29 protein-coding genes and 1 pseudogene are annotated in these 24,985 nt (G+C 38.2%); 17 read left to right on the top strand and 13 right to left on the bottom strand.

The window, feature by feature from the left end; translation table 11 throughout:
* Positions 1-175 precede the first annotated feature (175 nt).
* Positions 176-961, bottom strand: coding sequence for an HAD-IA family hydrolase (locus DW743_RS07515; RefSeq protein WP_243004558.1), 786 nt, complete (start codon positions 959-961; stop codon positions 176-178).
* A 51-nt stretch (positions 962-1,012) separates the two neighbouring features.
* Positions 1,013-1,162 (bottom strand): annotated as a pseudogene (locus DW743_RS18905) (NUDIX domain-containing protein); the annotation flags it as partial.
* Positions 1,163-1,309: 147 nt separating this feature from the next.
* Here DW743_RS18905 and DW743_RS07510 point away from each other — a divergent pair.
* The 3 genes from DW743_RS07510 (at position 1,310) to tnpC (ending at position 3,992) form a co-directional block, all read left to right on the top strand.
* Positions 1,310-1,711, top strand: coding sequence for a hypothetical protein (locus tag DW743_RS07510; RefSeq protein ID WP_117761182.1), 402 nt, complete (start codon positions 1,310-1,312; stop codon positions 1,709-1,711).
* The gene (gene tnpB / locus DW743_RS07505; RefSeq protein WP_117761180.1) at positions 1,701-2,069 is read left to right on the top strand and encodes an IS66 family insertion sequence element accessory protein TnpB; all 369 of its coding nucleotides are present in this window, start codon (positions 1,701-1,703) and stop codon (positions 2,067-2,069) included. Before DW743_RS07510 ends, tnpB begins: the two co-directional genes overlap by 11 nt.
* A gap of 279 nt (positions 2,070-2,348) precedes the next feature.
* Positions 2,349-3,992, top strand: coding sequence for an IS66 family transposase (gene tnpC, locus DW743_RS07500; RefSeq protein WP_117761178.1), 1,644 nt, complete (start codon positions 2,349-2,351; stop codon positions 3,990-3,992).
* A 346-nt stretch (positions 3,993-4,338) separates the two neighbouring features.
* On the opposite strand, the gene gapS4b is transcribed toward tnpC, so the two are convergent.
* From gapS4b to DW743_RS07445, 11 genes are all read right to left on the bottom strand, one after another.
* Positions 4,339-5,463: a GapS4b family protein gene (gene gapS4b, locus DW743_RS07495; RefSeq protein ID WP_117761176.1), complete on the bottom strand. Its 1,125-nt coding sequence runs from the start codon at positions 5,461-5,463 to the stop codon at positions 4,339-4,341.
* A 2-nt stretch (positions 5,464-5,465) separates the two neighbouring features.
* The gene (gene gapS4a, locus DW743_RS07490; RefSeq protein WP_117761174.1) at positions 5,466-6,413 is read right to left on the bottom strand and encodes a GapS4a family protein; all 948 of its coding nucleotides are present in this window, start codon (positions 6,411-6,413) and stop codon (positions 5,466-5,468) included.
* A 14-nt stretch (positions 6,414-6,427) separates the two neighbouring features.
* Entirely contained in the window at positions 6,428-7,447 is a 1,020-nt protein-coding gene (locus DW743_RS07485) for a nucleoid-associated protein (RefSeq protein ID WP_117761172.1), read from the bottom strand.
* A 39-nt stretch (positions 7,448-7,486) separates the two neighbouring features.
* Positions 7,487-8,779 (bottom strand): DNA cytosine methyltransferase, encoded by a 1,293-nt coding sequence (locus DW743_RS07480; RefSeq protein WP_117761170.1) that lies wholly within the window; start codon positions 8,777-8,779, stop codon positions 7,487-7,489.
* A gap of 11 nt (positions 8,780-8,790) precedes the next feature.
* A complete protein-coding gene (locus DW743_RS07475) occupies positions 8,791-9,672 on the bottom strand; it encodes a hypothetical protein (RefSeq protein WP_117761168.1) in 882 nt (293 codons plus the stop codon).
* A 10-nt stretch (positions 9,673-9,682) separates the two neighbouring features.
* Positions 9,683-10,156 (bottom strand): hypothetical protein, encoded by a 474-nt coding sequence (locus DW743_RS07470; protein ID WP_117761166.1) that lies wholly within the window; start codon positions 10,154-10,156, stop codon positions 9,683-9,685.
* A 214-nt stretch (positions 10,157-10,370) separates the two neighbouring features.
* Entirely contained in the window at positions 10,371-11,645 is a 1,275-nt protein-coding gene (locus DW743_RS07465; protein WP_117761164.1) for a plasmid recombination protein, read from the bottom strand.
* Between the two features lie 308 nt (positions 11,646-11,953).
* The gene (locus DW743_RS07460) at positions 11,954-12,331 is read right to left on the bottom strand and encodes a TnpV protein (RefSeq protein WP_117761162.1); all 378 of its coding nucleotides are present in this window, start codon (positions 12,329-12,331) and stop codon (positions 11,954-11,956) included.
* 30 nt (positions 12,332-12,361) lie between these two features.
* Positions 12,362-12,733: a plasmid mobilization protein gene (locus tag DW743_RS07455; protein WP_117761160.1), complete on the bottom strand. Its 372-nt coding sequence runs from the start codon at positions 12,731-12,733 to the stop codon at positions 12,362-12,364.
* Entirely contained in the window at positions 12,717-13,811 is a 1,095-nt protein-coding gene (locus tag DW743_RS07450) for a site-specific integrase (RefSeq protein ID WP_117761157.1), read from the bottom strand. The genes DW743_RS07455 and DW743_RS07450 overlap by 17 nt, the downstream gene beginning before the upstream one ends.
* Positions 13,812-14,009, bottom strand: a complete 198-nt coding sequence (locus DW743_RS07445; RefSeq protein ID WP_022431210.1) for a hypothetical protein — start codon at positions 14,007-14,009, stop codon at positions 13,812-13,814.
* Between the two features lie 368 nt (positions 14,010-14,377).
* Here DW743_RS07445 and DW743_RS07440 point away from each other — a divergent pair, with 368 nt between their 5' ends.
* The 14 genes from DW743_RS07440 to DW743_RS07370 all read left to right on the top strand — a co-directional run bounded on the left by DW743_RS07440 (position 14,378) and on the right by DW743_RS07370 (position 24,906).
* A complete protein-coding gene (locus DW743_RS07440; protein WP_117761155.1) occupies positions 14,378-15,019 on the top strand; it encodes a helix-turn-helix domain-containing protein in 642 nt (213 codons plus the stop codon).
* A gap of 17 nt (positions 15,020-15,036) precedes the next feature.
* Positions 15,037-15,867, top strand: coding sequence for a hypothetical protein (locus DW743_RS07435; RefSeq protein WP_117761153.1), 831 nt, complete (start codon positions 15,037-15,039; stop codon positions 15,865-15,867).
* 72 nt (positions 15,868-15,939) lie between these two features.
* On the top strand, positions 15,940-16,413 hold the full coding sequence (locus DW743_RS07430) for a dihydrofolate reductase (RefSeq protein WP_012740003.1): 474 nt from the start codon (positions 15,940-15,942) through the stop codon (positions 16,411-16,413).
* A 163-nt stretch (positions 16,414-16,576) separates the two neighbouring features.
* Positions 16,577-17,179: a barstar family protein gene (locus tag DW743_RS07425; protein ID WP_117761151.1), complete on the top strand. Its 603-nt coding sequence runs from the start codon at positions 16,577-16,579 to the stop codon at positions 17,177-17,179.
* Between the two features lie 107 nt (positions 17,180-17,286).
* Positions 17,287-17,865 (top strand): helix-turn-helix domain-containing protein, encoded by a 579-nt coding sequence (locus DW743_RS07420; protein WP_117761149.1) that lies wholly within the window; start codon positions 17,287-17,289, stop codon positions 17,863-17,865.
* Positions 17,866-18,292: 427 nt separating this feature from the next.
* Complete coding sequence (locus tag DW743_RS07415; RefSeq protein WP_117761147.1) at positions 18,293-19,180, top strand: hypothetical protein; 888 nt, start codon at positions 18,293-18,295, stop codon at positions 19,178-19,180.
* A 156-nt stretch (positions 19,181-19,336) separates the two neighbouring features.
* Positions 19,337-19,651: a YdcP family protein gene (locus tag DW743_RS07410; protein WP_002578441.1), complete on the top strand. Its 315-nt coding sequence runs from the start codon at positions 19,337-19,339 to the stop codon at positions 19,649-19,651.
* A 21-nt stretch (positions 19,652-19,672) separates the two neighbouring features.
* On the top strand, positions 19,673-20,044 hold the full coding sequence (locus tag DW743_RS07405; RefSeq protein WP_117761146.1) for a YdcP family protein: 372 nt from the start codon (positions 19,673-19,675) through the stop codon (positions 20,042-20,044).
* Between the two features lie 40 nt (positions 20,045-20,084).
* On the top strand, positions 20,085-21,482 hold the full coding sequence (locus tag DW743_RS07400; protein WP_117761144.1) for an FtsK/SpoIIIE domain-containing protein: 1,398 nt from the start codon (positions 20,085-20,087) through the stop codon (positions 21,480-21,482).
* Between the two features lie 151 nt (positions 21,483-21,633).
* Positions 21,634-22,857: a MobT family relaxase gene (gene mobT / locus DW743_RS07390; protein ID WP_117761235.1), complete on the top strand. Its 1,224-nt coding sequence runs from the start codon at positions 21,634-21,636 to the stop codon at positions 22,855-22,857.
* Between the two features lie 51 nt (positions 22,858-22,908).
* Positions 22,909-23,130, top strand: coding sequence for a hypothetical protein (locus tag DW743_RS07385; RefSeq protein WP_002570387.1), 222 nt, complete (start codon positions 22,909-22,911; stop codon positions 23,128-23,130).
* 187 nt (positions 23,131-23,317) lie between these two features.
* Positions 23,318-23,824: a superinfection exclusion B family protein gene (locus tag DW743_RS07380; protein WP_011861920.1), complete on the top strand. Its 507-nt coding sequence runs from the start codon at positions 23,318-23,320 to the stop codon at positions 23,822-23,824.
* Positions 23,825-23,897: 73 nt separating this feature from the next.
* On the top strand, positions 23,898-24,392 hold the full coding sequence (locus tag DW743_RS07375; RefSeq protein ID WP_117761233.1) for an antirestriction protein ArdA: 495 nt from the start codon (positions 23,898-23,900) through the stop codon (positions 24,390-24,392).
* Between the two features lie 25 nt (positions 24,393-24,417).
* Positions 24,418-24,906, top strand: a complete 489-nt coding sequence (locus tag DW743_RS07370; RefSeq protein WP_180958843.1) for an antirestriction protein ArdA — start codon at positions 24,418-24,420, stop codon at positions 24,904-24,906.
* The last annotated feature ends 79 nt before the right edge of the window (positions 24,907-24,985 follow it).

Below are 24,985 nucleotides of genomic sequence, written 5' to 3'. Positions count from 1 at the left end.
CACTCAGCACATCATCAAGTCGATTACGAATCCGCTCTTTCACTGACAATTCTTGATTATAAGAGATTTCCAATCTGTCATATTTATTAGATATTGTGCGATACTTCACCCTAACATATATCATATGTTCTGCAAGAACAATTGTAATTTGAATCTTATTTTATAGACCTATCCCCTATAAATATTTTAATACATCAGATAAGTTATTAATTTCCATATCAGCTTTTTCACTCTCATCTGTTATATTCCACAAACTTCCTAATCCCTGTTTTACCCATATAGTTTTCATACCCAACTGTTTTGCGGGTACAATATCATTATCAATACGGTCACCAATCATGACTGCATTCTCTGGCTTACAACAGCTTCTTTCCAATGCAATTTCAAATATGCGCCTATCAGGTTTTGAAACGCCTTCTTCTGCTGATGCGATAATCAAATCAATATATTTTCGTACTCCAAGATTTTCTAATCTCTCAGAAGTTCCTAATGATTGGTTTGCAATTACACCAATTTTATAAATTCTACTTAACTTTTTCAAACAATCTTTAGTGTCTGTATACAGCCTCTCGTATTGCGATTCCCATTTAGGTAATTTCACCCCCAATTGCCTTGCTACCTCTAAATCTCCTTTTTTGTTTTCTTTATAAAACGACATGGCATATTTATAAATTTGCTCGTAAGTTAAACCTGATAAATCCGCTATCCTTTTCATCCTGTCTTCATAAACTTTGCTTTCATCAACCAATGTCGACCCAACATCAAAAAATAGCCATTTTATTTCGTCCTTTTTGGGGCAAAATCCTCTTTTTCTTGCTTCTTCTAGCAGTTTGGGTTGAATTTCTGGGTAAGTCCAATTAATCGGTAGTTCATCCATAATTGCTATTTTTTCAATTTCACTGTGAAGCTCTTTTTCAAATGTATGTATATCTGAGAAGAATAATTTTCCAAAAGTCTCCATTCCATCGAAATTATCTGGTGCAGTCACAGAATATATACAAATTGGAGTAATATCAAAAGTTATTGCTCCTGTTTCTTCATATAGTTCTCGTTTGGCTGTTTCAAGAATATCCTCACCATCTTCTCTATGTCCCCCCGGTGCCTCCCATGTATTTCTTTCCTTGTGCTTGCAAAATACCCATTTACCATTATGTCTGGCAATAATAACTGCAAACTTCGTAAACGGTAGAATACGAGTACCTTTTTATTCACTTCAAGTTATGCCATAATCATACTCAACAAAATAACATAGTCAAAAAAGTTTAGTACTTAACTTTTTTAACTGACTATGATTCAGAGGAGGAATATTATGGCTACGCAAACCAGCCTTGTAGCTCAGCAGGTGAGGATCAGACAATGGGCAGAACAGATCCGGAATTGTCAGAACCGTCCCAAAGGGATGGATGTTGAAACCTGGTGTACCCAAAATAATCTTACAAAAGCCAACTATTATTACCGTCTCCGGCGTGTCAGGCAGATATACCTGGATCAGATGCAGGACACAGAAACCACTGCTTTTGTGGAACTGCCCGCACCTGCACCAGATCCAAAGAAAACAGATACTTCAAAAGAATCCGGTACATGCATTTCGGCAGGAACTCTGCCAATGATCCGTATTAAAAATACCAGGGGACTGTCAGTTGAGATATTTTCCGGTACTTCACCGGAAATGCTCTGCCATCTCATAAAGGCTTTTACCCATGCTGAATGATGCAGATGCTTCCGGATTTAAAAAGGTGTATCTGGCGATGGGATTTACGGATCTCCGTCGTGGGATCGATGGACTGGCAACGATCGTACGCTTTCAGTTTAAGCTTGATCCTTACGACAAAAATACACTGTTTCTTTTCTGTGGAAGAAGATGTGACCGGATCAAAGCACTGCTCTGGGAAGGCGATGGTTTTCTCCTTATGTACAAGAGACTCGATAATGGTGCATTCCGGTGGCCCCGTTCAGCAGATGAGGCAATGGCGATCACAGACGACCAGTACCGTATGCTGATGCAGGGACTGGAGATCGTTGCACGCCATCTGATCTCTGAGCTGAAAGAGACACCCCGCATTATGTAGCCTGTGCAAAATGCCGAAAATAAAAAAGTACCAAAACTGTAAAAATGATGTGTATCAACCGGATGAAAAAGGTTATCCACAAACAGTCTTTTCTCATTACATTTGTTATCGTGTGAATAGAAAAACTGTTGTGGATAATACATCTGAAAAGCTGTAAAACAACGGCTTTCCAGATGTATTATCCACCGTCATTATGACGAAAGCCCATATCTGAAGGATTGGCGGAAATACAAAAATTCTGTTATAATCGGAATCAGTATAAAGACAGGAGTTCCGGTTATGACGATCAAGTACACAAAAGAACAACTGAATAAGTTTGATAAGGATCTGCTGATAGAGCTTTTTCTTGGGATGCAGGGACAGATGGAAGAATTGTCCAGGCAAACGCAGGCCTTAAATGACAGGATGCAGCTGATGATGGAACAGATGGTCCTTTTTCAGAAGAACCGTTTTGGCAGATCCAGCGAAAAAATGGCGGATTCTGAACAGATACGTTTCATGGAAGTGGACGGGACTATCGTATTCTTTAATGAAGCAGAGGCAGTCTGCGACCTGGATGCACCGGAACCTGATGACCTGGAATTGAAAGCACCCAAAAAGAAAAAACAGCCAGGGAAAAAAGCGGCTGATATAGCAGGGCTGACAGTAAAACGTATTGATCACTATCTGAAAGAGGAAGAACTGACGGCTGAGTTTGGTGAAAACGGATGGAAACAGCTTCCGGATGCCATTTCCCGATGTTATCAGTTCATTCCGGCCAATGTCGTGATAGAGGAACATCATATCGGCGTTTATTCCAGTAAACTGGATGAACACATGATAAAGGCACCCCATCCCAGAAATCTGCTTCATGGAAGCCTTGTATCCCCGTCCCTTGCTGCGGCAGTCATAAATGGTAAGTATGTAAATGCGGTACCTCTCTACCGTCTTGAAAAAGAATTCGAAAGGTACGGGCTTGCCATTACCAGACAGAACATGGCGAACTGGATGATCCGTCTTGGGGAAGAATATCTGGGAACCATGTATGATTATCTGCATAAGCTTCTGTATGATTATCATGTGATACAGGCAGATGAGACTCCTGTACTTGTAAATAAGGACGGGCGTCCTGCCGGCAGCCAGAGTTACATGTGGGTGTACCGGTCCGGCTTTATGTACCGGGATCGTCAGATCATCCTTTATGAATACCAGAAAACGCGTAATGCATCCCATCCCCGGGAATTCCTGAGGGATTACACCGGGATCTGTGTTACGGATGGGTACCAGGTATATCATACATTGGAAAAGGAGCGTGAAAATCTGAAGATTGCAGGCTGCTGGGTTCACTGCAGGCGCAGGTTTAACGATGCACTGGAAGTGATACCCAAAGCACACCGAAAGGAATCAATCCTGCATCTGATCATGAAACAGATACAGGCCATTTACCGGGAAGAGGGAAAACTGTCTGATTTTTCTACGGAAGACAGGCTCATGCAGCGTCAGCTTGTGGTAAAACCACTGGTGGATGCTTTCTTTGCGTACCTGAAACAGAATGAACCTAAGATTCCAAAGAACGGTAAAATACGGGAAGCATTTACATATGCACTGAACCAGGAAAGCTACCTGAAAGTTTTTCTGGAAGATGGGGATGTTCCAATAGACAACAATGCCAGCGAACGTGCGATCCGTGGATTCTGTATAGGGAAGAAAAACTGGGAGATGATCGATACGGTCAATGGAGCCAATAGTTCAGCGATCATCTACAGTATCGCAGAAACTGCAAAGGCGAATAACCTGAAACCTTTCGATTATTTCGAATATCTGCTTACGGAGATTCCCAAACATGTAGATGACAAAAACACAGATTTTCTTGCAGAACTTCTGCCATGGTCAGATATGTTGCCCGAAAACATTAGAAAGCCGCAAAAAGCCAGCGGAAAATAAACAGACCGCAAAAGCGGTCTGCTATTTGTCAAGGTGCTCGTATTCTACCGTTTACTATTTTCTTGCCATTATTGCTCTCACAAATAGAGCCAAACCAGAGCCATTCGATAAAATAAATGCCGGAAACCCGCATAAATACAGGCTTTCGGCATTTCTGTCCGTTATTCAAACTCTTCTTTGTAAAGTTGTTGTGTGGTGTAATGTATTGATTTTGGTGGTGAAAATCCAGGAGTTTTGTCCAGATTGTACCTGTTGCGTGGATTTTTAGGTGATTATATTGTCATTTTGTTGTCAGTAGAATAACTTGTCACTTCACCAGTAAATCTTTAATGCAATTATACCCATTTTATTTTTTCAAACACGAATGATATTGCATTTGATATAATTTTTCAAATTCTTCCAATATTAATCTAGTTGCATTTTTTACATTTTGACTTTTGCTTGCTTTTCCAAAATAAATATTTGCCAAACGCGATTCAAATGAATCACCTTTTACATTTTTTCTAAAATAATGTGGAAAGCCATATTCAATAATGCACCTCCCATTCATTTCTCCAAATTCGAATCTATACTGTGCTTGAACCTGCCTAAGTATTAGTACATCATGATATGATGGATCAGAAATGTATTCTACGTTCTCTAATGTTTCCCCTTTTTCACTGTTAATTATAATATTTTTTACGCTCCCATTCATCCATTTTGCTGAATCAGGCAGTGGTTGTTTTGATTCCCTATCTGGCCCTATTTCTATATTTTTCACTGCTTCAAATTCTAAAAATCCATTTGGACTGTTATTAGCTATTGACAACATAAACATAAATCGCTGATTATTATTGAATTCTTTAGCAGATAACTCCGTTGCATAATCAGAAGTTGCTACTGCACCTTTGTCCTTCAAAAGTTTCACTACATCCTTAACAACTTTTCGATTAATTACTTCTGTTTCAGATGATGTGAATTCATTTCTAAATGTAATTTCTTTGGTTTTTTCATCTTTTACAATTTCAACTCTTCCTGAAAATTTACTCTCACAATTTGCCCAATCTTTCGTGATATCCTCTCGTAAAATTTCGTATTCAAGAACAAGATTATTTTCAGAATTCATTGTAAATTGCATATCCGTATTAACAGTATAATTACTTGAATCATCTATTATTTTTTGAGGTTCAATCAAAGAAAGTGGCACTATATCATTTAAATTCTCATTTGTCGATGATTCAATTTTTGAGGTGCGAAATTTCACACTATCTTCTTTCGTCTTTTGAAACTCTTGTAATTTTTCAAACTCTTTAGGACTTATAATTGAAAGTGTAAGAAGCGGTATTGACATTTGTTTAGAATTGTCGCCCATGAATACTCCACGTTCTGCTAAAATCCCTTTTAAATCAGACTCACTTATACATGATTTGCTTAACAAAGGTTTTAATTTTTCACCAACCGGAAGCAATGTTTTTATATTTATTTCCTCCATTATTAAATCACCTCATCTCTGAAATCTGGTTTATACGTTATAACCTCAATATTTTTTACAAAATCAGCATTTTCAAAAGAACTTTTTGCCATTAAAACAACTTCCTTATGTTCAAACGAGTTATAATCTGGAAATGCTATTGTAACCTTTGCAGTCCATGTACTAGTTAGTTCCTGTGCTAATCCTATTAAGCGTTCTAAATACTCTTTACAAAAAGCTTCAGCAACACCAATAAACAATCTTTTTTCGTCACCATTGCTAATTGCTAACGGAATAACATTTGAGTTAATATACTCATATGGCATTTCTTTTCCTCTATATACGCGTTGTAGGCTAGAATTATTCAACCCCGTGTCAATATAAAAAAACTCAACGTTTTCTTTACCATATTTTGAATGAGCATAAGATAACAACTGATATAAGAATTGTGCTCTTTTGTTGTCTACCAATGCTATTGTTTCATACACACATTCTTGATTCATATAAAAATTTCCTATTTTGTCTATAACACTTTCATTTTCTCTCCCATCTTCACGACTTCTGTCAATCCAGAATATTAATCCCGATATAACCTTCTTATCTGTATTAGGTATCTTTTTCTTTGCTAATTCGCATGCTGGATAGCACTCCATCGCATATGCCAAATCTAATACAAATTCTTTAAATTTACTTTTTATTCCGCTATCTGTTACTGGATATCCATCTCTACATTTAACGCTTACCAAAACATCTTGCTTAGTGGCATCTCTTAATTGAGATTTATATGTATAGACATAATCAATTCCATGCTTTTGAGACTCTTTAGAATTTTCCCTTTTATGTTTTTCTTTATGTACGCATGGTACCGTCACCCCACTATTTGCATTATTCCATCCCATCATATCAAGAATATTTTTTACAATTTGTTCTCCGTATTCACCAGAGCTTTTCGCTTTTTCACCACCAGCCATTATATTTGCTCCTCCTAATCTTCATCATTATAATATATTTTATAATACTTTTTTTTCTTTTCCTTATCGTAACCTTTCTCAATCAAATTATTAATATCATCTACAGTATCATTAAATTTAATCTCCACATTATCATCTAATCTTATACTCTTCTTTATTGTTTTCTTAATTTTAGTTACAGCATTCGACGATATACTAAATTTATTATCTATCTCATATGAATCTAAATATACTTTAAACTTATCTGATTCTTCTTTATTATTAAATACTTTTTCTGAAAATTTTTCCAAATCAAATTCATCATTATTTTCGAAATACTCTACAGAATTGTTTATAAGTTCCAATTTCTTTTTTGGTTCTAAATCTTCATTTTTAGCAATATATCTTTTACATGATTTCAATGTCTTTGATGTATTGACATATTCATTTTTTTCTTCCTCAATCATCAAAAAAAGTTTTTTCCAATACATGGCATCATTAACATTTTTATCTACAACACATACTTTATAATTTGAATCTGATGAATTAAATATAAGACATCCTTTATCCAATTTCTTAGGATTAATACCCTGTTGGCATTCAATATCATATCCATTTTCAGTACTATTAACTTGCAAATAATAATCTTTAGATTCTGATTTATAAATTCCTACAGCATCAGTGACATTATCATCTATTATGCAGTTTTGTAAATATACTATACACAATTCTCCTGCTTTTATGTTAGGATGCACTGACACTTCATACAGGTGCTTAGCAATATTTACAGATTGCTCATAAAACTGATCTGAATTATCAAATATGTGTTTTACATAATTATATATTTCATTCATTGCTATATCTGTCTCATGTACAAACCTGTATGTTATATCAAATTTAAATGTTGAAAAAAAGAATTGTTTCAGATACTGATTTGTTACTTTATTATTAGTATCACATATTTCTGTTGATAAATCTAGCGATTCACCTTTTACTTTATTTCCTACATTATGAATAATCATATTTTTTATGTTTACACTTGAAAAATCCTGCATGTCATCACCACTTTCTATCCAAAATGTATTATTACTTTTCTATGCCATCATTCTTTTCTCCGTTTCATGAACAATCACATACTTTGTATCTTCTTTTTCTTGTTCTAATTGTGTCCTTGCAAACTCCGCAATCGGTTCCGCAACAGCCAATGCTAAGCGTACCGGCACTGCATTACCTATCTGCTTATACACCAAATCAAGTTTGGCATTATCATTTCTGTTACTTGTTCCTCTGCTAAATTCATACCAATCCGGAAATGTCTGAATTCTTGCTATTTCCTTCACTGATAGGCGTCGATTATTCTCTTCCCCATCACTAAAGACATATCTATCCTTGCCAACATGTTCCATAGGTGCTCCTGCTGGATGGATCGGTGCCTGTCTACCTGATGCCTGAATCGTAAAACTTGGTTGTGACCATAGTTTTTTTCGATTACGCGACATAAAAATAGTAGAATACGAGCCTGTAAAATAATCTCCCGGATCATCCTCTAAATCACCAATAGCATCACGAAGTGTTACCACCTCTTTCAATCCATCAATACCATACCCATGTGTAGGTTCCGGATGAACATATTCAAAGTCTATATCATTCCTGACACCAACCAAAATTACTCGTTCTCTTATCTGTGGCACACCATATTCTGCCGAGTTTAAAAGCTTGTGATATATTGTATATCCTGCTGCTGCAAAGTCCTGAACAATCTGCTTGAAAACCTCACCCTTTCCAAGAGTCATCATTCCTTTTACATTCTCAGCCACAAAAATTTTTGGTTTGCTCTGCATCAGGCAACGAATAAAATGTAAGTATAAAAAGTTTCTCTTATCATCAACCAATCTCGGTCCAGCCTCTGAAAAGCCCGGGCAAGGGAAACCGCCTAATACAATATCTGCCTTGGGAAACTCCTTTATTTTTCTTATATCACTCTTGTCCATGTATATATACTTACCTGCATTCTGTGCATAGGTTTCTCTTGCTTCATCAAATATATCGTTTACATAAATCGTATTGAATACATTATTATTGATATTTTCATCAAAGACCTTTTTGTCGGCAAATGCTACTTCCATAACTTCTTCGCCCATAACTGCTTTTAAGCCTGCTAATTCGAAGCCCAAATCCAGACCACCGCATCCCGAAAATAGTGACAGCAGGTTCCACTTATTGGGATCATAGTTAAGCTTATCAAACTCAATCTCTTCACTACAATCTGCAAATGCCTGTCTTTCTTCTTCAATTTTTTTATTTAGAAGTTCTTTTACTTCATCAACTTTATAATCTGGAGCGGGTTTAAATTTACCACGCCCTCTTTCTTCTAAAATAACAGCCATGTTTGTCACCTCTATACTATTTTATCAGTTCCCGAATTATCCTCATCAATATCTTCTGTTGTTCTAATATTTAATTTCCGCATATAATGAATAAGTCTTTCAGCCACCTCATCACCTTTTACTATTAATGGCTTGTCAAAAACAAGTTCGGGAACTAATCTATTATTAATTGCATCCCAATTTACTTGAACTGATAACGGTCTATTCCCATCCCATTTTTCAGCAAAAGTTCTGTAATTCAAAGCCTTACAAGCAAAATAAATATCCGGGTGCATCATTACATATTCTCTTATAGGAATCATTTTATCTATTACATCTTGCGCAGAATGAACATTCTCATCCATCAATATGTAGTTAGCCACACCGCTATCTCTTATGATTTGTCCACAAACGCTCGCATTTTTCTTATCTGGAGAAAGATTACTTCCTGCATAAACATCTACTACCTGTTCATCTGTAAGTAACATTTTCCCAGATAAGTCTCCACCACTTTTATTAAGCAACTCAAATTTCCATCCGAGGGTAATTGAACCCTTTTCAGTTCTTCTAAATCCATTTTTATAAATCAGCATTCGCTCATAAAATTTATCCTGAATAGCTGTAGTAGAGTGTTCTATAATATCTATCCAATCTTCACCAAATAATTGTTCTGCACGTTCTGCACTCATCTTATTTTCAATAAAATCAGCATTTTCTTTCTTATAAGAAATTTTAATTTCAATATCACCCTCATCTGATTCTGCCAAAATATAAATGTCTGTTTTAGGTTCTCCTTTACGACATGTTGGTTTCCCAGATAAAACTACTGCATATTCTTTTCCTTCAAAGACAAACTCTGTCCCTTCTAACATAAATCCTAATATTCGTCTTTCTGCCTCACCAAAATCACCCATGTCATACCTCCTAATATTTTTTTCTGCAAATCTCATCTTTTCCAATATTCACAAATGAATTAATGTGCAATTCCCCAATGTCAGTTGCATTTTTCTTTATAAAATCAAACAATTCTGGATAATTATCCAAATAATAATACATTTGAGGACATACAAAATTGGGATTAAACTTGCGAAGTGTTTCTAATTCTATTTCCTTTGTCATCTGAAAAGACAATACTGGCATTGCGTAAGTATGTCTTGTAAGAAAACCATCTATTCTTTCACACACTCCTTTATCCGACTTGTATTGTTCTCTCCATGTGTTAATATCAATTCTCTTACCTAAATGACTCCTTCCAACTATCATTTTCGCAGGAGAACTAACATACATATATGCCATTATTTCTTCATTTGGAAATGTTCTTCTATACTCAAATAGCTTGCTACCATCCATAATTTTATTGTACCATTCTGGCTTGAAGCTCAATAACATTGTTCGCATAATAACTAACTTCCTTAATAAGTAATTAGAAAATTGTCTATCTAACAGCATTATACATATCATATATGTTCAATAATCTGGACTCATATTTCCAATATTACTTAAAAATAGCATTCCCATTCATAGAAATAAAGACAAAATCCCAAGGTAATTTTACCACAATTCTCATGAATTCTCCACATTAATTTCCTTTCTTTTTTGTGAATTTTTCACATCACCTTCCTCTCCTCACATCCTTGATCTTCTCTCCGATCCACTCCATAAACTTCTCCAGCAGATTAATCCCACCAATCACAAACTGTTTCATAAACTCATATGCCTTTTCCAGCTTGTCCTTTAGGCTACGATTCTCCTCCCGCAATATCTGGTTCTGATACCTCAGCTCTATCACCTGCTCCTTCAGATAATCATCTCCATCGACCGCACCAAGCAGTTCCTTCTTAAGCCTTTCCGCCTCTTCCAGTTCAAATTCAGCCCGTTCAGTCTGTAATTTTGCAGTATCCGAAATCATCATCCACTTGTCAGCCTCTTTTTTCGCCACCTCAATTTCCTTCTGTTTATCTGTGAGCTTATCTACATTCTCATAATATTCCAGCCTTAATTCCAAATTCTTTAAGCGTAAATCCGTTGTTTCCAACTGCAATTTCTGATTTTCGACTATGGTATCATCCAGCTTCTTTTGAGCCTCAGACTGTTCTTTTCTAAAACCATCTCGCTTACTTTCAATTTCTTTCTCCAGAGACTCAATCCGTTCCTCTTTTAATTCCAGTACAACTTGTGCCCCCTCTATCTCCTCCTCAAGTTCAGCCACTTCTTTTGCCCGTTCCTGCTTCTTATAATCCAGTACGGATAAATGCTTATTGTGTGTATCTTTCTTTTTCCAGTCAATTCCGTACCGGCTCATAATAAGGGCAATATCATCTTTCTCCGCCTCCGCCCACTGCTTCCATTCGGTATTGCCTTTTCCTTCACTTACAAATCCTCTTGTCGCTAGTGCAGCCTTAAGACTTGTCTTTGTCTCCAATCCTCTCTTACAGCCTGATACCCACGGGATAAAATTCAGATGCAAATGTGGTGTTTCCTCATCCAAATGAATATAGGCACCAATCACATAAAGCTGTGGATTTCGAAGTTGGAACTTTTTCACATAATCCTTCAGCACCCATGTTGCAACCTCTGCAGAATAACTACCTACTCCGGTATCATCCTTGTTGCCTATCTGAACGATAACCTCATAAAATAATTTTTCCTGCTTGCTTCTTGAAATCTTATCATAATAACTTTTAATCTGCCTATCCTTGCGTTTCTGCTTTGCATTATATTCCTTAAGTACCTCGTCAAACAATTTGTGATATGCCTGCTTAATATCCTCATGGATAAGAGTGATATTATTCTTGGTACGGCTGGCATCTACATTGTCAGCTATAAATCTTCTCGTGTTGTGCCCGATGGAACCTTCCCCATTCATAAAACTGATAGTTCTTTCCATAGTCAAAATCCTCCTCTTTTGGTATGTATATATGCACCTCCTTCTTATCCGTAATGAGTGCCGGATACGGCACGAAACAGCAGATTTCCCTGGGAAGGTTTTGTTACTTTTGTCAAAAGTAACGCAAAAGCACTTTTGACAGCTTCGCTATCAAAAATGCAGACCCGCAAGCGGGTTTTGCGCTCCTCGCCGGAGTGGCTATACGGCTCTCCCCGCCGGATAAAGTTCCCTTTCGGGAGCTTATGAGTCGCGGATACGCGACATATTATTTACCAGCCACAGCCCCGATACAGAACTTCGCTTATCCCCTAATGAAAACAGTCCACCACATCATGCAGAACTACTTCCTCTGCTATCATTCTTGCCTGAGTTCGTAGCTGATACATTTCCACAAAAGAATTCAACTGCTTTGGTTTATGTTTATGTAACCACTCATTTTCAATATCTTCCAGCAATTCATAAGCCACTTCATTTACCTCTGTTGCTTTATCATGTAATTCTCCAAATCGTAGCAGACTTCTGTATCGCTGCGGATATTCCTTCTGTATGTAATCCATCCACATACGACCATATTTGCCAACATCTGTACTGTTCTCCTCTCCACCTAATGTAATCAACGGATAAAAAATGCCGTCTTTTTCTATGTATTTCACACCTAATTTTTCAAATAATGTTTCTTCGCTCATAGCAGTCACTTCCTTTATATAAAATATCTGTTATTCCTCATTTGGTACTGTAAGGTGTTTCATATCCGCCAATGTTCTCGGTTGTTCCTTGAAGCCTTCCAATATTTCCAGCATGGAACGGATGGGAGTAAGTAACTCCCCATCCATATCCGATGCCTTTTCTATCCTCTCAAGCTCATGCTCAATCCTTTGCAGGTTCTGCCGGAATTGTACCAACATCAACGGATTGCCTGTGGCAACCACCTTTTGATGAAGAACACTCTGGGTAATATAATCCTGCTTGGTACGAAATCCACTGAGCTTCACTCTGTTATTCAGTTCTTCATTTTCCTCCGGCGACATGCGAAATGCGATTGTCACATTACGCCATCTGTTTTTATCATCTCTATTCTTTTCTGACATTGACCAACGCCTCCCTTTCTGTTTCCAGTTGTGCTGCCATATCCGTCTGCACCGTTGGAAATAAATGTGCATAATGATATGTGATATCAACCGCCTCATGCCCGACTCTTTCCCCTATTGCCAATGCTGAAAATCCCAAGTTAATCAACAGAGAAATATGAGAATGTCGTAATCCATGAATTCGGATTCTCTTCACTCCTGCAAGCTTTGCACCTCTATCCATTTCATGATGCAGATAACTTTTTGAAATGGTGAAAATTCTGTCATCATCCCTTATTCCATAAAGACTGCTTATGAAATCCTCCATCTCAACAGTAAGAAAATCCGGCATAACAATTGTTCTGTTACTCTTTGGTGTTTTCGGGTCTGTAATTACATCTTTGCCTTCCAGTCTCTGATATGACTTGTTTATCCAAAGCGTTTTCTTTTCAAAATTGAAATCACCCGGTGTCAAGGCAAGCAGCTCACCTTCACGAATACCAGTCCAATAAAGTATTTCAAATGCATAATAGGAAATAGGCTTATCTGCCACGCACTCCAAAAATGCCTGAAATTCCTCCTGTGTCCAGAACTCCATTTCCTTATTTTCTTCTTTGCCCATAGTTCCGGCTTTTCGTGCCACATTATCCTTTAGACCATACATATTTACCGCATGATTTAATATGGCACTTAGCTGATTATGAATGGTTTTCAGATAGGTAGGGGAGAACAACTCCCCATTATCCTTTTTCAGCTTCATAATCTCATTTTGCCACTGGATGACATCCGAGGTCCGAATATCATCCAGTTTTCGCTTCCCGAAATAAGGCAGAATCTTTGTCTCAATGATGTGCTTCTTTGTCAGAAAAGTATTGCGCTTTATTCTTGGCTCTAAATCCGTCAGATAAATATCCACAAAACTTTTGAAGCTCATACTGATACTCTGATCCTCTTTCAGTTTGAAATTCCGCTCCCATTCAAGGGCTTCGCTCTTCTTGGCAAAGCCTCTCTTGGTTTTCTGTTTCCTTGCTCCGGTCAAATCCTTATAATAAGTTCTCACCTCCCACATTCCGGTCCTATTATTCTTGATAACTGCCATCTATCCCACCTCCTTATCCGTAGATAGCCCGTAGATTCGTTTCATAAAATACTGTGTACTGACACGTCCTTTTATTGTCACGAATCCATCAGCCTCAAGTTCCGCATTCAGCCGTCGTATCAGTTTATAGGAATACGATAGTGAAACTCCCAGCATTTCCATTACATCCTGCGCTGTCAAAAATCTCTTGTTCTCCATAAGCTAATGCCTCCTCTCTTTTGTTTTTATTATTCAGTTCATTTTCGAACGGTTGTGATGTGTATTATATTAACAGTTCATTTTTGTACTGTCAATACTTTTTAGCAAAAAACATTTCACTTTTGTACTGTTAATGATATAATGTACGCGAAGGCAAAAGTGAGCATGGAGTTTTGCCGATTGACATGCGAAACATGAACAAGCGGCAAAGCACCATGAGAACGCGCCCGCGAGCGAGGAAAACTGAAGTTTTTTCAAGTTTTTGCCTTCGCAGAAAACGTATTTAGTATTAATGTACGATGCATGATTTGTACCTCGTGTCTCCGTGCATGCTACAACACTCATTCCACGAATAAGGAGCAGTTAAGATGGGCGAGAAATTCACCAGCCGGGTAGGCTATTTGATTCGAAACTTCAGAATTGCATCTGATATGACGCAAAAGGAATTAGCAGATAAATGTGGATTAAACGAATCCACCATCCGAAACTATGAACTTGGAAACAGATATCCGGATGAAGCGACTTTATTAAATATTGCAAACAATCTAGGAGTCAGTTTTTATGCATTATCTGACCCTGATGTTGCAAATATATTCAGCGCACTTCATGTGCTGTTTGACATTGAATGGGCATATGGATTACGCCCTACTATGAAAGGTGAAGAAGTTTGCTTTAAATTTGAAGAGCGGCTTCCAAATGCCGGTCCCCGTCCACAGGAAGACCTTGATAACTTCCGAAAGATGGTTGAGTATTGGGCACGTTTACGAGACAAACTGGAAGATGGAGAAATATCAGAAACGGAATATTATCTTAAAGAGGTAAAATACCCAATGAACCCAATAGACCCAAATAAAGAGTACACTGTTTCGTTGAATCTTGATGATGACGACCAGCTACTGGTTCAAAAAATGAATGAAGATGACGATGTAGAAGAAGCTGCTGAATTGTTAAAAGACTTGTTTCCGGATTTCTCTTATGTGAAAAGGAAAAGGAAACCGAAAAGAGAATAATCTGAAAGGACACAATTATGGATAAATTACAATACGATAGTTTTTACAAATTTCTCGTTTCACTAGGCATGTTGCTTATCACACTACCTGTATTGGCATATCTTTATATACTTAACACAAACTACAAACTCATAAGCCAAAATGATTACGATAACCTATCCGAAATTTCAATTCAAAGGATGAATGATAATTTAAAATTATTAGATTTCACAACCACAATTATGCCTGTAGTTTCCATTGTACTTATTGTAACAGGTCTAGTCTTAATAATTATTGGCTGTTGTAAATGGTATAGCATTCAAAAAGAACTTGACGAGCAAATAAAATCTGATACCATTACCAAAAAGATTAACGCCACACAATTAAGTTCTTCAGAAACTGTTGAAAAAGTAGCTAATGAAATCTCTACAGAACAAAACAATTCAACAAATGTTTTATCCGACAGAGTTGTAAGATACATGCAAATAGAGGATAAATGTTACAAATATTTTTTCCAAAAGCTTTCTCGCAGATATCTTCTCAAACAAAACTTGCGTATAGGCAGACTCGAATACGATATTATCGCTCTCTCAAAACATACCAAGAATGACTTGATTTTTGAAATCAAATATTGGACTATTACTAATATTACAAATAATAGACTTGAACATTTGATAACGAATGTTAAATATATGTGTGAAAACTATAAATCTAATACAGACCGTAACTGTAAATCTGTGATAGTCATAGTTGCACCCAAAGAAAAAATCGAGAAAATTCAAAACTGCTGTCTCAATCACTTTGATGATTATAAAGATTCACTATTAGAAAATGTTAGCTTTGAATTCTTTGCAGAAGAAGATTTATAAGCAATTCCCCAAACCCCTTTTGGGAATCTTTTGTTTACGAAAAAAACAAATAAAAAACTTTAGAGGTAGAAAATGATTGGATTGATTGTTGCAAGGTCAAAAAATAATGTTATTGGTAGAAATGGTGAGATTCCTTGGAAAATCAAAGGTGAGCAAAAATTTTTTAAGGAACTTACAATCGGAAATATTGTAGTTATGGGAAGAAAATCTTATGAAGAAATTGGTCATCCACTTCCAAATCGCCAAAATATAATAGTATCAAAGACAATGAAATATGAAGGCGAAAACCTAATTACTGTATCATCTTTGGCAGAAGCATTGGCACTTTCTGACAATTCAAATATTTATATAGCAGGAGGGTATGGAGTATACAAAGAGGCTATCCCTTTTGTTGATGTAATGTACATTACAGAAGTAGATATGAATATCGAAGATGGAGATGTATTTTTTCCAGAGTTTGATGTAAATGATTTCGATTTGATTATAGGTGAAACATTTGGCGAGAATACTAAGTATACGAGGACTACATACATAAGAAAGAAGTAGCCATTGTAACCAGGACCTTCCAAGAACGTCCAGACAAATACAATATACTGCAATTTGAATTTGATACTGATCAATCTTGCTTGTTGAGTGTTATTCAAGATATTGAAAATGAAAATATGGTGATATGGTATGATTACACCAAAAATAGGAAGGCGGAAATTATATGCTCAATATAGATGCAAAAGGAATATTAAAAAACACTGGTAGAATAACCCCCATCTTTCCCGGCATTCGTCCTACCACAATGATTAAAAAAAACTGTATGACAACCTCTGTTCTTAGCTTTGATAGTGCTGTATCCTTGAACAAATCTATCCCCGCTTCCATTACTTTTATTTCACCGAAACATTATGCAAATATATTATGGCTCAACAAGTGTTTGGATATATATGAAGGTCCAAGAGTAATAGGCACTTTCATAGTAACTGAAATAACAAATCCTATCCTTGATGCAAATGCTGAAAAGTGGATATTCATTGATGGACGTGATATCCATACGCTTAATGATTTTTTTGACCAAATAGAACAGAAATTAACTTCTAAAATTGACTTCAAAATAGGTCGTAATATGAATGCTTTTAGCGACTTGCTGTGGGGTGGATTTGGCATTCACGAATATGCTGAACCGCTTCACATTGTTTGGATATATTCCACACAAAGCAGAAAGGCATTGGGAAACAAATATTTCGATACAATCATATCAATTATTGAAAACCACGAAAGTAATAACAAATACTTGGAACTATACGATGAACATATATTTTGATCTGTCTTTACGGGGCATCAGATTTCAAATATTAGATAAAATGTCCCTTTTTGACAAAGACTATCTTTCTTCCCTATGAGATAATGCTATATATACGGAGGATGCAAATGGAAAATACAATCGCAAAGAACATCATCTATTATGCTTATAACAGAACTAAACAACATGAAGTAGCAAAAGCGCTAGGCTATTCGACAAAGCAATTGACTAGAATTTGCAAGGCCGTTTTTAATCGTACCTATAAACAATTTCAGCGAGAACTAATTTTCTCCACCATTTTAGAACGAATACGTGACTGCAATACACCTCAATCAATTGCAGATGAATTCTTTAACGGGAATGTACATCAATTGTATGCCTATGTAAAATCTTTCTTAAATGTTCCTCCTAAACAAATCTCAACCAAAGGAGGGCACTATATGACTGCAGCCGAAATACAAATTCTCGAAACCAAAGTAATTACCATGTTGGCTACAAATCCAACCAGAAATCTTACTTTAAAACAATTAGGAGTTCCAAGATTTATTATCACAAATTTAAGACAAAAAGGATACAATATTATCTCAGTTCCAGGTCGTTATAATGGCGGATACAACCTTAACTATACCTCAAAGTCTAATTGTCTTAGCTGGATTAACAACATCCGCATATATCGATATGGATTACCCGGAAATTATTCCTTCTAAATCAGTTTTCAAATATTATTGTCATTTGATTGTCACTCAACTAAAAACGAGCCAAGGAACGCCGTAAATTCGGCATTTCTTGGCTCATGTACATTATTCAAACTCCAGACAGACCGTATGCCATATAAGTGAAAATCATTGATTTTAAGGCATTTTCAGGAACTATCAACCACTAAAATCTATATGAAAAAAAATAAAAAATGCAATAAAAATGCAATCGAAGTACATCCAGATTTATAGTATAAACCAGCAAACCTCAATATCTTTCCTTTATAGACGTTCAGAAATGAGCGTCTATTTTTCCTTTAAAACATACTGGTACTAAACTTAGAATTATAAAATATATTTTAGGATTATTTTTAAAAACAATTTTCACTTTTCAAAAAAATGGTATAATATTTTATAATTTAAGATTAGGAGGCACTGTATGCAACAAAATTTATTTTTTCCTGTATATAAACAGTTAGAAAAAGAGTTAAACGAATTAAGCTATTTTATAACCTTTGACAAGAAACAGTTAAAAACTTATTCAATTAAAATTTCCGAATTACTTTTAAGAACAGTTTCTGAAATAGAAAACATATCTAAAGAGTTGTGCAAACGTGAAAAAATTAAATTCTATGATAAAAATAAACATATACGCAAAGTGGTATATTTTAACGACTATTTTGAAAAACTTGAACACATATTTCTTTTATCAAAAAAATATGTGTCGTTTGACCTAGATAACTGTAATGAAAATATATTTGATGTTAAGCTTGTTCCGTTTAACAAAGATAAAACATATACGTTAAACGGAAAGACTAAAAGTATCTGGTCTTGGTATTATGCCTATAATAAAATAAAACATGATAGAGTAAAATTTTTTAGATATGCAAATTTAGAATGTTTAATTAAGGCTTTAGCTGCCTTATTTCTACTCAATATTTATTATTTAAACAAAACATTCTATTCAAAAACTTCCTATGATACAGATTATATACTCGAAAAAATAGAAGGATTTTCAAAAATATTTTCCGTAGATTATACAATAGCAATACCTGATGATGAAAGAATCTCACCAAATTTAAAAGATACTTTTTTTAACCCTATTGAATTTTTTAGAATAGGTCGTGAATCATCAACATACTTATTGTATTCTGATTATGTAATTAGAACTTCTTCTGACGAAGCTGCTGATATGTTAGATAAATTAGAAGGAAGCGTTCACATATTTAATTCCGAAACTCACACCTTTAGAAAAAAATATGACAATTATCAATATACAGAACATACAACTCAATGTAAATTAGTTGCAAAACTAAATAGGGAATAGACGTTCAAAACTGAGCGTCTATTTTTTTACCCTAAAACCAGAAAGGATGTGATACCACGAAGAAATCACCACCGCCGGAGCGTTCCCCTCCGCTTCCAGACCAGAACCCGAAACCAACCATCAAACACAACATTCAGAAAGGACAGGTACATCTATATGGAATTAAAATTCGTTATCCCCAACATGGAAAAAACATTCGGCAACTTGGAGTTTGCCGGAGAAGACAAAACAGAACAGAGAAGAATCAACGGACGCATGGCGGTACTCTCCCGCAGCTTCAATCTGTATTCAGACGTACAGAGGGCGGATGATATTGTGGTTATCCTCCCTGCCGAAGCCGGAGAAAAACATTTTGACTTTGAGGAACGTGTGAAGCTCGTCAATCCCCGTATCACCGCAGAGGGCTATAAAATCGGCACAAGGGGCTTTACCAACTACATTTTGCACGCTGACGATATGGTAAAAGCGTAAGGAAAAGGAGGACATCAGACTATGAGATTAGCAAACGGAATCGTGATTGACAAGGAAGCAACATTCGGGGCATTGAAATTTTCTGCCCTCCGCCGTGAGGTTCACCTCCAGAATGAAGACGGCTCGGTATCAGAAGAAATCAAGGAGCGTACCTATGACTTAAAATCCAGAGGACAGGGACGTATGATTCAGGTTTCCATCCCTGCCAGCGTGCCGTTAAAGGAGTTCGATTACAACGCAGAGGTAGAACTTATCAGTCCTGTGGCAGATACCGTGGCAACGGCTACCTTTCAGGGAGCAGAGGTGGACTGGTACATCAAGGCAGAGGATATTGTCCTGAAAAAAGGGGCTGCCATGAATCCGCAGACGCCGAAGAAAGACGTTCCCCTGTAAAATAACAGGAACATAAAAAAATGAAAGGAGGATTGTTCCCATAAAACAGCTTTTCCCCCGTGGAAAACGTATCCGTCCCACGGATAAAGACCTTGTGTCCCATACTGCCCTTGCCGCCCTGTTCCCTGTCTTCCTGCTGGTTGTCCTGCTGTTTCATACAGGGCAGATTGCCGGAACCAACTGGCAGGAAGTGTCCCTCTCCCAGATATTACAGGATGTAAACATCCCTTACCTGTTATTTAGTATGGGCATGGCAGGGTCGGTGTGTCTTACAGCCGTTCTTCTGTTCTGGCGATACCGCAGGGATGAAGTAAAGCAGCTCATCCACCGCCAAAAGCTGGCAAGGATGGTATTGGAAAACAAGTGGTATGAATCGGAACAGAGAAAGGAAGACGCTTTTTTCAAGGGCTTGTCTTCTAGCCGTTCCAAAGAAACCATCACTTACTTTCCCAAAATCTACTACCGGATGAAACAGGGCTTGCTCCATATCCGTGTAGAAATCACCTTGGGAAAATATCAGGAACAGCTCTTAAACTTGGAGAAAAAGCTGGAAAGCGGCTTGTACTGTGAGCTGACGGATAAGGAATTAAAGGATTCCTATGTGGAGTACACCCTGCTCTATGACACCATTGCCAACCGTATCTCCATTGAGGACGTGCAGGCAAAGGACGGCAGGCTCCAGCTTATGGAAAATGTCTGGTGGGAGTATGACAAGCTCCCCCATATGCTCATTGCCGGAGGAACCGGCGGCGGAAAGACCTACTTCATCCTGACCCTCATTGAAGCCCTGCTCCGCACCAACACCGTCCTGTTCGTGTTAGACCCAAAGAACGCCGACCTTGCGGATTTACAGACGGTTATGCCGGATGTGTATTACAAAAAGGAAGATATGCTCGCCTGCATTGACCGTTTCTATGAAAAAATGATGAAACGCAGTGAAGACATGAAGCTCATGGAGAATTACCGGACAGGGGAAAACTACGCTTACTTGGGACTTCCGGCACATTTCCTTATCTTTGATGAATATGTGGCATTTATGGAAATGCTCGGCACAAAGGAAAACGCCGCCGTCCTCAACAAATTAAAGCAAATCGTTATGCTCGGGCGGCAGGCAGGCTTCTTCCTGATTCTCGCCTGCCAGCGTCCGGACGCAAAGTATCTGGGGGATGGAATCCGTGACCAGTTTAATTTCCGTGTGGCTCTGGGGCGGATGTCGGAAATGGGCTATGGGATGATGTTCGGGGAAACCACAAAGGACTTCTTTCTAAAGCAGATAAAAGGGCGTGGCTATGTGGATGTGGGAACCAGCGTTATCTCGGAGTTTTACACGCCTCTTGTACCAAAAGGACACGATTTCCTCAAAGAAATTAAAAAGCTCATAGACAGCAGGCAGGGAGTGCAGGCGGCGTGCGAAGCGAAAGCCGCAGAAACGGACTGACCTGCTGTGGCTGGTGTGCCGCAAGGCACGCCAGCATAAACCCCTCGTATCTAACAGAGGGGTACAAATCGACAGACAACAATCAAACAACAGGGCAGAATCCCACGGTACACAAGGGATTTTCCCATATCCGGCGTATGTCAACAAGGCTCTGAAAGTTGACATACGCTTTTTTAGACAGGAGGGATTTTCACTGAATGAAGAAACATGGGTACGGGACATCAAAGAGAAACGGGAAATTTATGGTATCTCACAACAGAAACTTGCGTTAGCTGCCGGAATCACCCGTCCGTACCTGAGCGATATTGAAACAGGCAAGGCTCACCCATCCGAAGCATTACAGGAAACCATCACGGAAGCTCTGGAACGCTTCAATCCAGACGCTCCCCTTGAAATGCTCTTTGACTATGTGCGGATTCGCTTCCCCACTACGGATGTAAAACATATCGTGGAAGACGTGCTGCGGCTAAAACTTCCCTACTTTATCCATGAAGACTACGGCTTCTACTCTTACACAGAGCATTACTATCTGGGGGATATTTTCGTTCTGGTATCACCGGAACTGGAAAAAGGGGTGTTGCTGGAACTGAAAGGGCGTGGCTGCCGCCAGTTTGAAAGCTATCTGCTGGCACAGGAACGGAGCTGGTATGAGTTTTTCATGGATGTTCTCATGGAAGACGGCGTGATGAAGCGGCTTGACCTCGCCATCAATGACAAAACGGGAATCCTGAACATTCCCCATCTGACAGAGAAGTGCCGGAATGAGGAATGTATCTCGGTCTTCCGCAGCTTCAAAAGCTACCGCAGCGGCGAACTGGTACGGCGTGGGGAAAAAGAATGTATGGGGAACACCCTGTATATCGGCTCCCTCCAAAGTGAGGTGTACTTCTGCATTTATGAAAAGGACTATGAGCAGTACAAAAAGCACGATATTCCCATTGCGGACGCAGAGGTAAAGAACCGCTTTGAAATCCGGCTGAAAAATGAGCGTGCCTTTTACGCCATCCGTGACCTGTTAGAACATGACAATCCAGAACGGACAGCCTTTCAAATCATCAACCGCTATGTCCGGTTCGTGGACAGGGACGATACAAAGCCCCGTTCTGACTGGCGTATCAATGAGGAATGGGCGTGGTTTATCGGGGAACACAGAGGAATCCTGAAACTGACAACCAAACCGGAACCCTATTCCTTTGAACGCACCCTGCACTGGCTCTCCCATCAGGTAGCCCCCACGTTAAAGCTGGCTCTCCGTCTGGATAAGATGAACCATACCCAGATTGTCCATGACATCATCACCCATGCAAGGCTGACGGAGAAGCACGAAAAAATCCTGAAGCAGCAAGCCGCCGCTGCAAAGGAGGTGGTGCTTTAACGGCGGCAATCTTGGAACCTAAGAACTCTTACAGGAAAGAAAGGAGCTTTTATGAATTTCGGACAAAATCTTTACAACTGGTTTTTATCCAACGCCCAGTCCCTTGTGCTGCTGGCAATCGTGGTGATTGGACTGTACCTCGGATTTAAGAGGGAATTTTCCAAACTTATCGGTTTTCTGGTAGTTTCCCTTGTAGCGGTTGGGCTGGTCTTCAATGCGGACGGTGTAAAGGACATCTTACTGGAACTGTTCAATAAGATTATCGGTGCATAGAAAAACCCATTTTACACTTCCGTTATGGAGCAAGCTCTGATTGCTTCATGGCGGAAGTCCACTAGGGGCTTGGGGAGCGTAACTCCCCAAAAGAAAGAAGATGTAATATGATAGCGTATGATAATTGAGATAAACTAAGAATGGTGGTATAATTTCTTTATATAGTAATTGAAAGTGGAGGAAATGTATGAAGGATTTTATTGATTTTTTGAAATTACCACCGAACATTTTAGGAGCTTTATCTATTGCCAGTGGTACATTATTATTATTGCCTCAAAAGTTAGCCCAAAAGTTTTATATTATAAATTTTCGAGAAAAATATGGTTTTACAATAGGCATTGTTTTTGTGATTTCCACAGCCTTACTAATAGTTTTATTACTATCTAAAATTTTTCATTTCTTTTATGACAAGTATGCTTCAAAGAGATTAGGAACTGCTCAGATTAAATATTTGAAAAATATGACACCAGAACAGGTGACAATCATTCGGGAGTTTTTACGTGAACCAACTCACACCCTGCCATTACCCATGAACAATGGATTAGTAATAGAACTTCAACATTTACAAATATTAACCCCTGCCGGACAAACTCATTTAGTAAGTATGTTAGACCCACAAATCAATTATTTTTTACAACCTTGGGTAATTAAAAAAATCAATAGTGATGAAGAATTAAAGCGAATATTTTATTAGAAAAATGGCAACTGACAAACAAAGTTAGTTGCCATTTTTTGTTCTAAGAAAGGACGTGATACAGATTGAGGAAATGAGAATCTACATCCTGAACACCACACGGTTTTACCATGAGGATTTTGAGGAATACCCTGGGGCATGGTTTTCCTGTCCTGTGGATTTTGAAGAAATCAGGGAACGTCTTGGGGTTCAGAGTGAGAAAGAAATCGAAATTGAAGACTATGAGCTGCCGTTTCCATTGGAGGGCAACACAAGGCTCTGGGAAATCAACGCCCTTTGCCGGATGGTACAGGAAATGCAGGGAACGCCCCTCTATTATGAAATGGATATGGTACAAAAGCGGTGGTTTCCCAGCTTTACGGAATTTATCGACCACAAAGACCAGATACGCTATTATCCGGTACAGGACGGGGAATCCCTCGCCCGTTATCTGGTACAGGAGGTTCAGGTATTCGGAGAAGTACATCCAGACCTGTTGAACCATATCGACTACGCTGCCATTGGTCGGGAACTGGAAACCAGCGAAAACTACCTGTTTACGGACAATGGTATCTTTTTTTACCGCTAAAAGGAGGTGGAGGAACTTGGAAGAAATGCGGATTTACATTGCCAACTTAGGCAAATACAATGAGGGCGAACTGGTAGGGGCATGGTTCACGCCACCTGTGGATTTTGAGGAAGTCAAGGAACGTATCGGCTTGAATGATGAGTATGAGGAATACGCCATCCATGATTATGAGCTGCCCTTTGAGATTGACGAATATACCCCCATTGAGGAAGTCAACCGCCTGTGTGAAATGGTGGAGGACTTACCGGAGTACATTCAGGAGGAACTATCAGAGCTGCAATCCTATTTTGGCAGTATCGAAGAACTCTGTGAGCATGAAGACGATATTATCTGCCATTCTGGTTGTGACGATATGGCGGATGTGGCTCGCTACTATCTGGAAGAAAGCGGACAGCTCGGAGAACTTCCGGCACACTTACAAAACTATATCGACTATGCCGCCTATGGGCGTGACATGGAATTGGAGGGAACCTTTGTTGTCACGAACCACGGCGTATATGAAATCTTACGGTAGACCCGTCTGTATCTCCTTGAGAAATGCAGGCGGATTTTTTGATTCAGGGGCGGCTTTTGCTGCCCTCATCTTTTAGAAA

Source organism: Blautia sp. AM28-27 (assembly GCF_003480905.1).
GTDB classification, from domain to species: Bacteria; Bacillota; Clostridia; order Lachnospirales; family Lachnospiraceae; genus Fusicatenibacter; species Fusicatenibacter saccharivorans.
Note: the sequence above shows the minus strand (reverse complement) of the source record. Positions and strands in the feature narration are given on the sequence as shown.

Coding starts and splice junctions, on each gene's coding strand:
- DW743_RS07515 (WP_243004558.1), bottom strand. CDS start 961: ATGGAGACTTTTGGAAAATTATTCTTCTCAGATATACATACATTTGAA.
- DW743_RS07510 (WP_117761182.1), top strand. CDS start 1,310: ATGGCTACGCAAACCAGCCTTGTAGCTCAGCAGGTGAGGATCAGACAA.
- tnpB (WP_117761180.1), top strand. CDS start 1,701: ATGCTGAATGATGCAGATGCTTCCGGATTTAAAAAGGTGTATCTGGCG.
- tnpC (WP_117761178.1), top strand. CDS start 2,349: ATGACGATCAAGTACACAAAAGAACAACTGAATAAGTTTGATAAGGAT.
- gapS4b (WP_117761176.1), bottom strand. CDS start 5,463: ATGGAGGAAATAAATATAAAAACATTGCTTCCGGTTGGTGAAAAATTA.
- gapS4a (WP_117761174.1), bottom strand. CDS start 6,413: ATGGCTGGTGGTGAAAAAGCGAAAAGCTCTGGTGAATACGGAGAACAA.
- DW743_RS07485 (WP_117761172.1), bottom strand. CDS start 7,447: ATGCAGGATTTTTCAAGTGTAAACATAAAAAATATGATTATTCATAAT.
- DW743_RS07480 (WP_117761170.1), bottom strand. CDS start 8,779: ATGGCTGTTATTTTAGAAGAAAGAGGGCGTGGTAAATTTAAACCCGCT.
- DW743_RS07475 (WP_117761168.1), bottom strand. CDS start 9,672: ATGGGTGATTTTGGTGAGGCAGAAAGACGAATATTAGGATTTATGTTA.
- DW743_RS07470 (WP_117761166.1), bottom strand. CDS start 10,156: ATGCGAACAATGTTATTGAGCTTCAAGCCAGAATGGTACAATAAAATT.
- DW743_RS07465 (WP_117761164.1), bottom strand. CDS start 11,645: ATGGAAAGAACTATCAGTTTTATGAATGGGGAAGGTTCCATCGGGCAC.
- DW743_RS07460 (WP_117761162.1), bottom strand. CDS start 12,331: ATGAGCGAAGAAACATTATTTGAAAAATTAGGTGTGAAATACATAGAA.
- DW743_RS07455 (WP_117761160.1), bottom strand. CDS start 12,733: ATGTCAGAAAAGAATAGAGATGATAAAAACAGATGGCGTAATGTGACA.
- DW743_RS07450 (WP_117761157.1), bottom strand. CDS start 13,811: ATGGCAGTTATCAAGAATAATAGGACCGGAATGTGGGAGGTGAGAACT.
- DW743_RS07445 (WP_022431210.1), bottom strand. CDS start 14,009: ATGGAGAACAAGAGATTTTTGACAGCGCAGGATGTAATGGAAATGCTG.
- DW743_RS07440 (WP_117761155.1), top strand. CDS start 14,378: ATGGGCGAGAAATTCACCAGCCGGGTAGGCTATTTGATTCGAAACTTC.
- DW743_RS07435 (WP_117761153.1), top strand. CDS start 15,037: ATGGATAAATTACAATACGATAGTTTTTACAAATTTCTCGTTTCACTA.
- DW743_RS07430 (WP_012740003.1), top strand. CDS start 15,940: ATGATTGGATTGATTGTTGCAAGGTCAAAAAATAATGTTATTGGTAGA.
- DW743_RS07425 (WP_117761151.1), top strand. CDS start 16,577: ATGCTCAATATAGATGCAAAAGGAATATTAAAAAACACTGGTAGAATA.
- DW743_RS07420 (WP_117761149.1), top strand. CDS start 17,287: ATGGAAAATACAATCGCAAAGAACATCATCTATTATGCTTATAACAGA.
- DW743_RS07415 (WP_117761147.1), top strand. CDS start 18,293: ATGCAACAAAATTTATTTTTTCCTGTATATAAACAGTTAGAAAAAGAG.
- DW743_RS07410 (WP_002578441.1), top strand. CDS start 19,337: ATGGAATTAAAATTCGTTATCCCCAACATGGAAAAAACATTCGGCAAC.
- DW743_RS07405 (WP_117761146.1), top strand. CDS start 19,673: ATGAGATTAGCAAACGGAATCGTGATTGACAAGGAAGCAACATTCGGG.
- DW743_RS07385 (WP_002570387.1), top strand. CDS start 22,909: ATGAATTTCGGACAAAATCTTTACAACTGGTTTTTATCCAACGCCCAG.
- DW743_RS07380 (WP_011861920.1), top strand. CDS start 23,318: ATGAAGGATTTTATTGATTTTTTGAAATTACCACCGAACATTTTAGGA.
- DW743_RS07375 (WP_117761233.1), top strand. CDS start 23,898: ATGAGAATCTACATCCTGAACACCACACGGTTTTACCATGAGGATTTT.
- DW743_RS07370 (WP_180958843.1), top strand. CDS start 24,418: ATGCGGATTTACATTGCCAACTTAGGCAAATACAATGAGGGCGAACTG.